General features: G+C 61.0%; 12 protein-coding genes. 10 read left to right on the top strand and 2 right to left on the bottom strand.

Translation table 11 applies throughout. The features are described 5' to 3' along the window. Window positions 1–116 precede the first annotated feature (116 nt). From QZ653_RS08715 to QZ653_RS08745, 7 genes are all read left to right on the top strand, one after another. On the top strand, window positions 117–803 hold the full coding sequence (locus QZ653_RS08715; protein WP_235225594.1) for a response regulator transcription factor: 687 nt from the start codon (window positions 117–119) through the stop codon (window positions 801–803). Window positions 804–1,023: 220 nt separating this feature from the next. Continuing rightward, entirely contained in the window at window positions 1,024–2,142 is a 1,119-nt protein-coding gene (locus QZ653_RS08720; RefSeq protein ID WP_296419573.1) for an aminotransferase, read from the top strand. 19 nt (window positions 2,143–2,161) lie between these two features. Next, window positions 2,162–2,950: an exodeoxyribonuclease III gene (locus tag QZ653_RS08725; RefSeq protein WP_296419575.1), complete on the top strand. Its 789-nt coding sequence runs from the start codon at window positions 2,162–2,164 to the stop codon at window positions 2,948–2,950. A gap of 118 nt (window positions 2,951–3,068) precedes the next feature. Further along, the gene (gene trxA, locus QZ653_RS08730; protein ID WP_296419576.1) at window positions 3,069–3,977 is read left to right on the top strand and encodes a thioredoxin; all 909 of its coding nucleotides are present in this window, start codon (window positions 3,069–3,071) and stop codon (window positions 3,975–3,977) included. A 27-nt stretch (window positions 3,978–4,004) separates the two neighbouring features. Then, on the top strand, window positions 4,005–4,637 hold the full coding sequence (locus tag QZ653_RS08735; RefSeq protein ID WP_296419578.1) for an LON peptidase substrate-binding domain-containing protein: 633 nt from the start codon (window positions 4,005–4,007) through the stop codon (window positions 4,635–4,637). Then, window positions 4,634–4,825 carry a Trm112 family protein gene (locus QZ653_RS08740; protein ID WP_296419580.1) on the top strand — a complete coding sequence of 64 codons (192 nt, stop codon included), beginning with the start codon at window positions 4,634–4,636 and terminating at the stop codon, window positions 4,823–4,825. Before QZ653_RS08735 ends, QZ653_RS08740 begins: the two co-directional genes overlap by 4 nt. 55 nt (window positions 4,826–4,880) lie before the next feature. Next, window positions 4,881–5,213, top strand: a complete 333-nt coding sequence (locus QZ653_RS08745; protein ID WP_296419582.1) for a hypothetical protein — start codon at window positions 4,881–4,883, stop codon at window positions 5,211–5,213. Here the strand turns inward: QZ653_RS08745 and QZ653_RS08750 are convergent. After that, window positions 5,210–6,415 carry a UbiH/UbiF/VisC/COQ6 family ubiquinone biosynthesis hydroxylase gene (locus QZ653_RS08750; RefSeq protein WP_296419585.1) on the bottom strand — a complete coding sequence of 402 codons (1,206 nt, stop codon included), beginning with the start codon at window positions 6,413–6,415 and terminating at the stop codon, window positions 5,210–5,212. The two genes, QZ653_RS08745 and QZ653_RS08750, sit on opposite strands and share 4 nt — an antisense overlap. Before the next feature lie 96 nt (window positions 6,416–6,511). Here QZ653_RS08750 and QZ653_RS08755 point away from each other — a divergent pair, with 96 nt between their 5' ends. The 3 genes from QZ653_RS08755 (at window position 6,512) to QZ653_RS08765 (ending at window position 12,169) form a co-directional block, all read left to right on the top strand. After that, window positions 6,512–7,840 (top strand): amidase, encoded by a 1,329-nt coding sequence (locus tag QZ653_RS08755; RefSeq protein ID WP_296419587.1) that lies wholly within the window; start codon window positions 6,512–6,514, stop codon window positions 7,838–7,840. Window positions 7,841–7,951: 111 nt separating this feature from the next. After that, on the top strand, window positions 7,952–9,127 hold the full coding sequence (locus QZ653_RS08760) for an aminotransferase class I/II-fold pyridoxal phosphate-dependent enzyme (RefSeq protein WP_296419596.1): 1,176 nt from the start codon (window positions 7,952–7,954) through the stop codon (window positions 9,125–9,127). Between the two features lie 12 nt (window positions 9,128–9,139). After that, entirely contained in the window at window positions 9,140–12,169 is a 3,030-nt protein-coding gene (locus QZ653_RS08765) for a DNA translocase FtsK (protein WP_296419588.1), read from the top strand. Window positions 12,170–12,181: 12 nt separating this feature from the next. On the opposite strand, the gene QZ653_RS08770 is transcribed toward QZ653_RS08765, so the two are convergent. Next, on the bottom strand, window positions 12,182–13,441 hold a 1,260-nt coding region (locus QZ653_RS08770), incomplete at its 5' end, for a cation:proton antiporter (RefSeq protein WP_296419589.1).

Consider the following 13,441-nt stretch of genomic DNA (forward strand, 5'->3'; position numbering starts at 1 on the left):
GTGAGAAATTGAAACATTTGCCCGTCAGGCGACACGTCGACGTGAGGGGCATGTCCCAAATCTTGCCAGTGGTGATGCGCCCCGCCATGTCTAATGGCAAGAAGGAGATCGCTGAAATGGCACAACTCAAGAAAATTCTGCTTGTCGATGATGACGAGGACCTGCGCGAGGCGCTGGGTGAACAACTGTTGATGACCGAGGATTTTGACGTCTTCGAGGCCGGAAACGGTGCCGAGGCGATGACCAAGGCCAAGGAAGGTCTGTATGACCTGGTGATCCTTGACGTGGGTCTGCCGGACACCGACGGACGCGAGCTGTGCCGCCTGATGCGCAAGCAGGGGGTGAAATGCCCGATTGTGATGTTGACGGGCCATGATGGCGACAGCGATACCATTTTGGGTCTTGATGCCGGGGCCAATGATTACGTGACCAAGCCGTTCAAATTCCCTGTGCTGCTGGCGCGAATTCGTGCCCAATTGCGGACACATGAGCAATCCGAGGACGCAGTATTCACCTTGGGGCCATATACATTCCAGCCTGCGCAAAAGATGCTTGTCACCGAGGATGAAAAGAAAATTCGTCTTACGGAAAAAGAGACGAACATCCTGAAATTCCTCTACCGCGCGACGGAAGGCGTGGTGGCCCGCGACGTGCTGTTGCACGAAGTCTGGGGCTACAACGCGGGTGTCACCACCCACACGTTGGAGACACATATCTACCGTCTGCGACAAAAAATTGAACCAGATCCCTCCAACGCGCGTTTGTTGGTGACGGAAAGCGGAGGTTACCGTTTGGTGGCCTGAGTTTTTCACAAAGTTACCCTTGGTGATGGGGTTATATCACCACCTCCCTGTTGGACTTGCCCCGGCCATTTGGTCGGGGTTTTTTTTGTGTGCGGGTTTGCGCCTGCGGCGGGCGGGGAGGGGGGCTTTGCCCCCCGGCCTGCGGCCTCCCCCCAGGATATTTTTGAGACAAAGACAGGCCGCGCGCGGTAAGGTCCGGTTGCAGCAAGGGGAGCCGGCGATGAAGATTGAACCGTTCGGGGTTGAGCAATGGATGAACGCTTGGGAAACCAAGTGTGAGTTGAATTTGGCGGAAACCTGTGTGGCGTCGTTGACCTTGGCCGAACTGATGCAAATGGCGGGGACGACGCAACAGATGCCCGCCGATCTGGCGCAGATGAAAATGACCTATGGAGAGATCAGGGGGTCGACACGTTTGCGCGGGTTGGTCGCCGGATTGTTCCACGGGCAGCGGCCCGAAAACGTGTTGATCACCCATGGCACCATCGGGGCCAACCATATGGTCTATCAGACGCTTGTGGGGGTGGGGGACCATGTGGTTGCGATCACCCCGACCTATCAGCAGCATACGGCGATCCCCCGATCGCTGGGTGCCGAGGTGACGGAGGTGGCCTTGCAGGAGGCCGACGGCTGGCTGCCCGATTGGGACGCCGTGGCTGCAGCGGTCACGCCTGCGACCACGGTGATTGCCTTGACCAACCCCAACAACCCGACCGGTGCATTGATCGACCGCGCCGGATTGGAACGTGTGGCGCAGATTGCGCGCTCTGTGGGCGCGTGGGTGCTGTGTGATGAAGTCTATCGCGGCACCGAACAGGGCGATCCGGTCCCGTCGATTGTCGAGGTTTACGACAAGGGGATTTCCACCGGATCAACGTCCAAGGCCTATTCGCTTGCGGGCCTGCGGTTGGGCTGGATCGTGGGGCCGGAGGCGCTGTTGGATGACTGCGAGGTCCACCGCGATTACACCACCATCAGTGTCGGCATGGTGGATGATTATTTTGCGGCCATGGCGTTGGGCGCGAAGGACGCTGTGTTGGAAAGATCACGTGAGATCACACGGGGCAATTTGAGCGTGTTGCGCGATTGGGTGGCGGCTCAGCCCAAGGCGTCATTCGTGGAACCGAAGGCTGGCACGACGGCCTTCGTGAAGCTGGATGTGCCAATGGTGTCCTATGATCTGTGCGTTGCGCTGTTGCGGGACACCGGTGTCATGTTCACGCCCGGATCGGCGCTGGGCCGCGAAGGCTACGTCAGAATCGGGTTTGCATGTCAGCGCGATGTACTGAAAGAAGGGCTGGCACGTGTCGGCCGGTGGTTGGACGCAGCACCCACCTAACACGCAGGAGCCTTCCCTCATGTCCTTTACCCTTGCCACCTGGAACATCAATTCGGTCCGTCTGCGCGAAGGCCTTGTGGCGCGGTTGATGTCGGACGAGGCGCCCGATGTCTTGTGCCTGCAAGAGTGCAAAAGCCCGGTCGACAAAATCCCGTTGGAGCAGTTTCAGGCGCTGGGCTATGCCCACATGGTGGCGCGGGGCCAAAAGGGTTACAACGGGGTCGCGATCCTGTCGAAGATCCCGATGGAGGAAGCAGGGGCGGAGGATTTCGCCGCGCTTGGTCATGCGCGCCACATTGCGGGGCGGCTTGAGAACGGCGTGACCGTGCATAATTTCTACGTGCCTGCGGGGGGCGACAAGCCGGATCGCGCCGTGAATGACAAGTTTGGCCAGAAGCTCGACTACCTCACCGAGATGCGGGATTATTTCCGCACCAACGCGCCTCAAAAGGCGATCCTTGTGGGCGATCTGAACATTGCCCCGCGCGAAGATGACGTCTGGGATCACAAAAAACTGCTCAAGGTCGTCAGCCACACCCCGATTGAGGTGGCGCACCTGGCGGACACTCAGGACGCAGGCAAATGGGTGGATGTGACGCGGCAGGACATCCCGCAGGGGCGGCTTTACAGTTGGTGGTCCTATCGCAGCCCCGATTGGGACGCCGCTGACAAAGGCCGCCGGTTGGATCATGTCTGGGCCACGCCCGATATCTCGAACGCGGCCCATTCCAGCCGCGTGCTGCGGGATGTGCGCGGATGGGAGCAGCCCAGCGACCACGCGCCGGTTTTCGCGACCTTTGATCTGTAGGGACTTTAATCCGGCTTTAGGACCTTTGCCTTAAGGCGCGGGTGTCAGGGGCCTTGGCCTTTGGCGTTGCGGGGGCCATATAGTGCGCAAACACAGATACCCCAGACGGAGTTGAGCGATGATTGAGCTTGGTGGAACTGATGCACCTGCGACCGACCTGATCAAGGACGGTGGTGACGCGACCTTTATGGAAGATGTTGTTGAAGCATCCAAAGAGGTGCCGGTGATCGTCGATTTCTGGGCGCCGTGGTGTGGCCCGTGCAAAACGCTGGGCCCCGCGTTGGAAGAGGCGGTCAGGAAATTGGGCGGACGCGTCAGAATGGTGAAGGTCGACGTGGACCAGAACCAAGCGGTGGCAGGCCAGCTGCGGGTGCAGTCGATCCCGACGGTTTATGCGTTCTTCAACGGCCAGCCAGTGGACGGGTTTCAAGGCGCGTTGCCCCCCAGTGAGGTTGAGGCGTTTGTGACCAAGATCGCCGATCTGGCCGGTGAGCCGGACAATGGTCTGGCAGATGCGATGGACGCCGCCGAGGCGATGTTGGCTGAAGGCGAAGCTGCGGATGCGGCGGAAACCTTTGCCGCCATTCTGGAAGAAGACGGTCATCATGCAGGCGCCGCCGGTGGTTTGATCCGGTCCCATCTTGCGCTGGATGATCTTGAGCAGGCGGAGGCTGTCTTGAACGGCGTGCCCGCTGAAATTCACGACGCGGCCGAGGTTGAGGCCGCGCGCGCCGCCCTTGATCTGGCCAAACAGGCGCAAGATGCAGGTCCTGTGGCCGAACTGCGTGCGGCCGTGGATGCGGACGAAGGCAATCATCAGGCGCGGTTCGACTATGCCGTGGCGCTGCAGGGTGCGGGGGAAACCGAGGCTGCAGTTGACCAGTTGCTTGATCTATTCCGCCGCGACCGTGAGTGGAATGACGGGGCCGCAAAAACACAGCTGTTCATGATTTTCGACGCGCTGAAGCCGACTGATCCTGTCGTTTTGAACGGACGGCGCAAACTGTCGTCAATGATATTTGCCTGATGCCCTGCGCGGCCTAGTTCCCTTTATATGGTAAAGCCAACCAACCTACCCGACGTGATCCCGATATTTCCGCTGCCAGGTGCCCTCCTGCTGCCGCGGGCGCGGTTGCCGTTGCATCTGTTCGAACCGCGTTATCTTGCGATGCTGGATGACGTGATGAAAACCGAACACCGTGCCATCGGAATGATCCAGCCCAACGGGGAGGATCGCCTGCATTCCATCGGGTGCGCAGGGCGGGTGACGGCCATGTCCGAAACCGAGGACGGGCGTTACATGATTACGCTTTCGGGTATGTCGCGATTCCGTTTGCGCGAGGAGGTGGAGGGGTTTAGCCCCTATCGCCGCGCAAAGGTGGATTGGACAGGATTTGAAGCCGATTTCGGTGAAGAGGAAACCGATCCAGGGTTGGACCGTGACGGGTTGATGGACCTTCTGGAACGGTTTTTCGAAGACAGGGGCCTGAGCACCGATTGGGACGGCATCAAAGAGGCTGAGCCTGAATTGCTGATCAATTCGCTGTCGATGCTCTGCCCCTTCGAACCTGAGGAACGGCAGGCCCTTCTTGAGGCGCCGTCATTGTCGACCCGGCGCGAGACTTTGGTGACCTTGATCGAATATGCCCTGCACGGGGGCGATGACGAACGGCGGATCATGCAATGACGGATGCTGAAAAGGCGTTTGACCCAAAGATGCTTGAGGCGCTGGTTTGTCCGCAGTGTCACGGCGTTCTCAGCTACAACGCCGAACGCAATGAGCTGATCAGCAAAGCCGCCCATCTGGCCTACCCGATCCGTGGTGGTATCCCCGTGCTGTTGATTGATGAGGCGCGGTCCACCGACAAGGATTGACCGGTTAACCTGTTGGAAACCTCGATGCTGCAAAACGCAGTCAGGAGGACCGACGATGTTGCCCAACCTGTATCCTGCCGATGAACTCGCCATGATCCGTGCCCACAAACGCAGACTGGAAGATCGGGAACGCCAACTGCGCGAGGGTTATTTGAGCGGACGGCTCAACCCCGTTGGATATGAGGCCACGGTCGAACTGAAGACGACCCGCCAACGGGTTTTGCGCAAAGACAGGCTGCCTGATGTGATCAAGAATGACCCGTCCTATTGGGACGACCGCGTCGTCACGTCGGTGGTGTTGCGCAAAATCGGAACGCGCGGGCCGATCCCGCAGGGGGCTGCGGACCCGGACCGCTCAGCTTGGGGTCGCGGGGACCGCGGGTCCTAGCTGCGCATCAGGCGCGGCAGATCACCGGTCAGGCCGGCGGCCTCGCGGATGAAACTGCGGCGCAGTTTTGGGGCGGCGTTCACGAGCCCCATACCCATATCCCGCACCGCGCGCAGAAGCGGATTATCATTTGAAAACAGTCTATTAAACGTGTCGGTCGCGACGGCGAGCGTGGCGGTGTCGAACCGTCGCCATTGTTCATAGCGCGCCAGTACAGCGGCGCTGCCGATATCCTCACCGCGCGCTTTGGCATCTTGTAATACGTCGATCAGGGCCGCGATATCGCGCAGCCCTGCGTTCAGGCCTTGCCCCGCGATCGGATGCACACCGTGGGCGGCATCCCCCACCAGTGCCAGCCGGTCCGCGATAAACCGATGCGCCAATGTCAGACCCAGTGGATAGCTGAACCGCTTACCGGCCAGCGAAAGATCCCCCAGAAAATCACCGAAGGCGGGGCGCAACGCGTCCAGAAAGGCGTCATCCTCCATCGCCATCACCTCAGCCGCACGCGTTGCATCCTCGGACCAGACGATGGAACAACGGTTGTCTGTCAGCGGCAGGATCGCCAACGGGCCACCGGGCATAAAGAACTGATGCGCGATGCCGCCATGGGGTTTTTCATGCCCGACAGCGCAGACTATCGCCGTCTGGCCATAGCCCCAACCGGTCCGTTTGATGCCCGCGCGCGTCGCGGTGCCGGATGCGCGCCCGTCGGCCCCGATGATCAGATCGGCCGTTATGGTCGCACCGGAGGCCAGCACCAAGCTGCCGATTGATTGTTCGACCACACGGTCCGCATTGATCTGTGTGATCCTGTCCGACGCATCCATTGCGTCCAGCAGGGTCCGGCGCAGATGCCGGTCCTCGACCATATAGCCCATGGGGCCTTCCTCGATCTCCGCGTGATCAAAATGCAGCATCCATGGCGAGGGTCCTTCGCCTGCACGTCCGTCAGTGACCTTGATTTCAAGCATCGGCTGCGCGGTGTCTTTTACAGCATCCCACAGCCCCAATCCCCGCAGCAACCGCATGGAGGCCAGCGCCAGCGCATAGGACCGCCCGTCAAAATCGCCCAGCTTGCGGGTGGGGGCAGGCAAGGCGTCGATAATCGTGACCGACAGCCCGATGTGCGCCAACCCGAGGGCCAGGGCCGATCCGTTCAGCCCGCCGCCGACGATGGCGATATTTGTGTGCGTGGTCATGGGTCGCAATATGCGCCCCCGCGTTTGAATGTCCATGGTCGGGATTGTCCCTGTGCGGCTTGGTCGCTACCGTTTGCGCAATCACGGGAGAATGCGATGCAGGACTGGCTATGGGCGACGGCGGCGGATTTGGGGCGCGGAATTGCGGCGGGCAATATTGATCCCGTAGACCTGTGTGAGGTCTATCTGGCTGCCATCGACGCCCACCCCCACCGTGACCGCATCTATGCCCGCGTCACCGCCGACCGCGCGCGGGATGAGGCGCGCGCCGCCAGCCTGCGCGCCAAAGCCGGTCAGCGTTTGTCACCGCTCGACGGGGTGCCTGTGTCCTGGAAGGACCTGTTCGACACCGCTGGCATCGGCACGGAGGCCGGGACGGCCCTCATGGCAGGCCGCGTACCCGAGGCGGATGCGGAGGTTTTGCGCGTGGCCACCGGTATGGGCCTCGTGTGTCTTGGCAAAACCCATATGTCCGAAATTGCATTCAGCGGTCTGGGCTTGAACCCGATCACCGCCACCCCGCCTTGTGTGAACGACGAAAACGCGGTGCCGGGGGGGTCTTCGTCCGGGGCTGCAGCGTCGGTCGCGTTCGGGCTGGCGGCGGCGGCTGTGGGGTCTGACACCGGCGGCTCGGTGCGGATTCCGTCTGTGTGGAATGATCTGGTGGGGCTTAAGACGACCCACGGGCGGCTGTCCCTTGATGGCGTTGTGCCGCTATGTTCGGCATTTGATACGGTGGGCCCCCTGTGTCGCAGCGTCGAAGATGCGGCGCTTATGTTAGCGGCGTTGGAAGGCAATCCGCCAATGGATCTGGCCGGGGGAACCCTGAAGGGCATGCGATTTGCCGCGCTTCAAACGGTCGTGCTGGACGATGTGGCTGAGGCGTCGATGACGGGCTATGCGGCGGCGCTGGAAAAACTCAGCGCAGCGGGGGCCGTGATCGAAGAGGTCCACGCCCCTATGCTCCCCCGCGCGTTTGAAATGTCTTTGCCGCTCTATACCGCCGACGCCTATGCCAACTGGGCGGAGTATGTCGAGGACGCGCCAGACAAGATGTTTCCGCAAATCCTTGAACGGGTGCGCGGCGGGCGCGATGTTCTGGCCCACGAATACCTGACCGCTTGGGATGAGTTGCGCGACATCCGCGAGGCTTATGACGACTGGATGGCAGGCTACGATGCCGTGCTCTGCCCCGGCGCGGCAAATATGCCGCCCGACGCGGACCGTCTGATGACCGATGATGTCTATTACAAAGACCAGAACTTGCTGACACTGCGCAACACGCGCGTGGCCAACCTGATGGGCGGCGCGTCGATTGCCCTGCCGACCGGACTGCCATCCGTTGGGCTGTTGATCAACGGGCCGCCGGGGTCGGACGAAAGGCTGCTGCGGATCGCAGCGTCGGTTGAGGCCGCTTTGGCCTAAAAGTCACACAAGCCCCCGTCATCGTGTCCTTTTTGTGGACAGTGCCACGACCCTCAGGCTACTTTGGTGCAAAGCGACCCGCCAATGAGGTCGCGATTTGAGGCAGTGATGATGTACCCCGAGCGGTTTTCGAACCTACCGGCCTATGCGTGGCCGCGCTTGCGCGCCTTGCTTGACGTCCATGAACCGGGCGGCGATCCGATCAACATGACCATCGGGGAACCTCAACACGCGTTCCCCGACTTTGTGGCCGATGTGCTGGCGAAATCCGTGGGTGAGTTCAACAAATACCCCGTCAACGAAGGTGCGCCCGAATTGCTGGCCGCAATTTGTGGCTGGATCACGCGGCGCTATTCCATTGATGTGACGCCCGATCGCGTGATGGCGCTGAATGGCACCCGTGAAGGGTTGTACAATGCTGCGATGGCCCTCGCGCCCGAGACCAAGAAGGGCCAGAAGCCGGTCGTCCTGCTGCCTAATCCGTTCTATCAGGTCTATGCGATTGCGGCCCTGTCGGTGAACGCCGATCCGGTTCTGGTGCCTGCCACCGCCGAAACGGGGCATCTGCCCGACTATGCGTCCCTGCCGGACGATGTGCTGGACCGGACCACGATCTGCTACATCTGTTCGCCCGCCAACCCGCAAGGGGCTGTCGCGGACAAAGCTTATTGGGCGGACCTGATCCGTCTGGCCGAAAAGCACGACTTCAAGATTTTTGCAGACGAATGTTACTCCGAAATCTACCGCGACACGCCGCCCACCGGCGCGCTTGAGGCTGTGGTCGATACCGGTTGTGACCCCGAACGCGTGGTCGTGTTCCATTCGTTGTCCAAACGGTCGAACCTGGCCGGTCTGCGGTCGGGGTTCGTGGCGTCCGGCCCGAAGAACATCAAGGAAATGCGCCAGCTGCGGTCCTATGCCGGTGCACCTTTGCCGATGCCGTTGCAGCGCGTCGCGGCTGCCGTGTGGAACGACGAAGATCACGTGGTCGAAAACCGCCGTCTGTATGCCGAAAAGTTTGATGATGCGGACCGGATTTTTGAGGGCGTCAATTCCTACAGCTCCCCCGAGGCGGGGTTCTTCCTTTGGCTGCCCGTCGAGGATGGGGAGGCCGCATCCCTCAAGCTGTGGCGCGAGGACGGCGTGCGGGTCTTGCCCGGCGCGTACCTTAGTCGTCCCATCGACGGCGTGGATCCGGGGCAGGGATATATTCGGGTGGCTTTGGTCGCCCCAAAAGAACAAACACGGCGCGGTCTGACGATCATCCGCGACCGGTTGTATACGTAAGGGAACAGGCACATGGCATCTTATCAATCGCGACAGCGCGACCCCCTGTTGGACAGCACCACGCAAGCCGCCATTGAAAAACGCGGGCGTGAACTGATTGGCATTGGCCTGTTTGTGGCGGGCCTGATGGTGTCGATGATGCTGTGGTCCTACGCGCCCGATGATCCGAATTTCATGTCTGCCACCGATGCGCCCGTGCAAAACTGGCTGGGCCGTCCGGGTGCGTCCTTTGCGGCCGCTTTGTTCATGATCGTGGGCTATGCGTCGTGGATGGTGCCTGTCGTGCTGATGGCGTGGGGCCTGCGGTTTACGCTGCACTATGGTCAGGACCGCGCGCTGGGCCGTGTGGTGTTCGCACCTATCGCCGTTGCGGGCACCGCGATCTATGCCGCTACCCTGTCACCCGGTGCCGGTTGGGACGAAAGTTTCGGGCTGGGTGGCCATTTTGGCGATATGGTCCTGTCCATCATCCTGACGATTTTGCCCTTTGGCACAACGTTCAGCGTCAAACTGATGTCGCTGGTTATGGGCCTTGGCGTCTTGGCGCTTATGGCCTTTGCGCTGGGCTTCACCGTGTTTGAAATCCGGCGTCTGGGGCGCTTTTTGCTGATTGGCGTCATTGTCGCCTATTCTGCGGTGCTGCGTGTTCTGGGCATGACGGCGTCCGCGTCTTACGCCGGTGCGCAGGCACTGGGGGCCAAGGTGCAGGAACGCCGTGAGTTGTCGCGTCAGGAAAAGGCGGAGTATGAGGCCGAACTGGCCGCCGCCCGTGCCGTACCCGCCCCGTCTCTGGCCGAAGAAACCGCCCGTGTGGCCGCTGTTGTGCGGGCCAATCCTGCGATGCCCACACGGTACGAAGATTTCGACCCGGTCGATGATCTGCCTGCGGCCCCGGCTGCGTACGATCCCGCCCCCCTCGTGGCCCCCGCCCGGTCCACCGAGGCGGAGCAAAAGCCCGGATTGTTCAAATCGCTCCTCAAGCGGTCCGACCCCATGCCTGAGCCTGAGCTGGTCGAACAGCCCGCCGCCGCCGATGTGCCCGCCGCCGATACGGACCGGATTTCTGCGCGCATTGCCAACGCCGTGCGCCAGCGCAGCGGTCAGGTGCCCGAGGTTCAGATCGCCACCAAACCCGGTGTGAACCCTGCCGTGACAGCCGCCATCGCCAGCCGGATGCAGCCTGCGCGGGTTGAACCGCCCGTGGCCTCCGGCCCACGTCCTTTGGTCCTGAACACCCAACAACGTGAGGCTTTGGCGCAGGCAGAGGCCCCGATGGCCGAAGCCCCTATGATGGAAGCCCCCATGGCGGACGTCGTTGATGATTTCGACGTGGCCGAGGTGGCCGTGCCAGCAGCACCTATTGAAACCCCCGCTGCGGCCTTTACGCCTGCGCCCGTGCCGCAGCCCGCGCCCATTCCCGTGGCAGCGCCCAAATCCGTGGTGCAACACCCGCCCCGCAAAGCGATCCAGCCTTCGACCCAAGCCAAGGCCGAGGCCCAGCCTGCCCTGAAATTCGAAGACAATCGTCCGGCCTACGAAATGCCGCCCCTCGGCCTGCTTGCCTCCCCTGAAGAGGTGACGCGCCATGTGCTGTCCGATGAGGCGTTGGAAGAAAACGCACGCATGTTGGAAAACGTGCTGGATGACTACGGCGTCAAAGGCGAAATCGTCAGCGTCCGCCCCGGCCCCGTTGTCACCATGTACGAACTCGAACCGGCCCCCGGTTTGAAGGCCAGCCGCGTGATCGGCCTGTCTGACGACATCGCCCGGTCCATGTCCGCGCTCAGCGCGCGAGTGTCCACCGTGCCTGGCCGCAGTGTGATCGGCATCGAATTGCCAAATGAGAACCGCGAAATGGTGGTGCTGCGCGAAATGCTGTCGGCCCGCGATTTTGGCGACAGCAACATGAAACTGCCGCTGGCCTTGGGTAAGGATATCGGCGGTGAACCGATCATCGCGAACCTTGCGAAAATGCCCCACCTGCTGATCGCGGGGACGACCGGTTCGGGTAAATCCGTGGCCATCAACACGATGATCCTGTCGTTGCTGTATAAGCTGACACCGGACGAATGCCGGTTGATCATGATTGACCCGAAGATGCTGGAACTCAGCGTCTATGACGGCATCCCGCATCTTTTGTCGCCTGTCGTGACCGACCCCAAAAAGGCGGTTGTCGCCCTGAAATGGGTCGTGGGTGAGATGGAAGAACGGTACCGCAAGATGTCCAAAATGGGCGTGCGCAACATCGACGGCTACAATGGCCGCGTGGCGGATGCCTTGGCCAAGGGTGAGATGTTCTCGCGCACGGTGCAGACGGGTTTTGACGACGACACCGGTGAACCGGTGTTCGAGACCGAAGAGCTGCAGCCCGAAAAAATGCCCTACATCGTCGTCATCGTGGATGAGATGGCCGACCTGATGATGGTCGCCGGCAAAGAGATTGAGGCCTGCATCCAGCGTCTGGCGCAAATGGCGCGTGCGTCGGGGATCCACCTGATCATGGCCACCCAGCGTCCGTCTGTGGATGTGATCACCGGTACAATCAAGGCAAACTTCCCCACGCGGATTTCCTTCCAGGTTACGTCGAAAATCGACAGCCGCACGATCCTGGGCGAAATGGGCGCCGAACAACTGCTGGGCATGGGTGACATGCTCTATATGGCGGGCGGGTCCAAAATCACCCGCGTGCACGGCCCCTTCTGTTCCGACGAGGAGGTGGAGGAAATCGTGACCTACCTCAAGGCATACGGTCCGCCCGAATACTTCAGCGGCGTCGTCGAAGGCCCGGCAGAAGAAAAGGCTGATGGCATCGACGCGGTGCTGGGTCTTGGCGGCAATACCGACGGCGAAGACGCGCTCTATGACACCGCCGTCGCCATCGTTGCCAAGGACCGCAAGTGTTCAACCAGCTACATCCAGCGCAAACTGGCCATCGGTTACAACAAGGCCGCGCGTCTTGTCGAACAGATGGAGGACGAGGGCGTCGTCAGCCCCGCCAACCACGTGGGCAAGCGGGATATCCTCATTCCAGAAGCACAGTAATCAGGGCAGGGCCTAGCTGGCCCGTCCCTGCGCCAGGATCGTCTTCATCCGCGTCTCAAGCTCCGCATCCCATGTCTTGCGGGCCTCAAGCACGGCCTTGACGAAGCCCGGATTGTCACTGAACGCAAGGTCGGGGTCGTAATGTTCGGCTGAGAACAGCATGGATTTCTGGTCCATCTCGACAAAGACATCGCGCATCTGTTCGGCCTGATCGCGCGATGTGCCCAAAGCCTCGAACGCGGATCGGCCCATGCGCAACGCGCTGTCATAGGTCTCGCGGATGATGTCACGGCACCCCGCGTGCCACAGATCATAGACATGGGTCCGGTCCACGGCACGAGCGATCACATGCACATCGGGATGGGTCTGGCGCACGTAACGGACCAGCCCTGTGATCTGGTCCTTGCCGTCAATTGCCACGACAAGGATTTTCGCCTTATCAATACCCGCTGCATGCAACAAATCGGGCCGGGTCGCATCGCCGTAATAGGCGCGAAAACCAAAGGTCCCGATCATGTCGATCTGGGCCGCGGAATAGTCGATGACAGTCGCGGTTTCCCCCATGCCGGTCAACATGCGGCTGACGATGCCGCCAACCCGCCCGTGGCCCGCGATGATGATGTGACTGGTGTCCTCGATCGTGTCCATCTCTCGCGTGTCGCCGGTGATGTATCGCGGCGCGATGACCCGGTCATACAGAATAAACAGAAGTGGCGTCAGCAACATCGACAAGGCCACGATCAGCAGCAACTGATCCGCAATCGCCGCAGGAATAACCGCATTGGCCACGGTGAAAGACAGCAGAACAAACCCGAATTCCCCCGCCTGTGCCAAACCCAGCGCAAACAGCCACCGATCCGCCCCTTCGATCTTGAAGACCAAGGCAAGAACGAAAAGAACCGCCGCTTTCAGGGCGATCAACCCAATCGTCAATCCCACGATTGGCAACAGATTGTCCGCCAGCAGTGTGAAATTGATCCCCGCCCCGACAGTCATAAAGAACAGTCCCAACAGCAACCCCTTGAACGGGTCGATGTCGGATTCCAATTCATGACGGTATTCCGAATTGGCCAGAACCACACCCGCCAGAAAGGTACCCAAGGCCGGTGACAAGCCGACCAGCGACATCAACAGGGCAATGCCGATGACCATCATTAACGCCGTGGCCGTAAACAACTCCCGAAGGTTTGCGGCGGCGATAAAGCGGAAAATCGGTGAGGTCAGAAAATTGCCCCCCAAGATCACGGCGGCCACTGCGCCGATGGTCACACC

It is taken from the genome of Pseudooctadecabacter sp., assembly GCF_020627745.1.
Taxonomy (GTDB): Bacteria; Pseudomonadota; Alphaproteobacteria; order Rhodobacterales; family Rhodobacteraceae; genus Octadecabacter.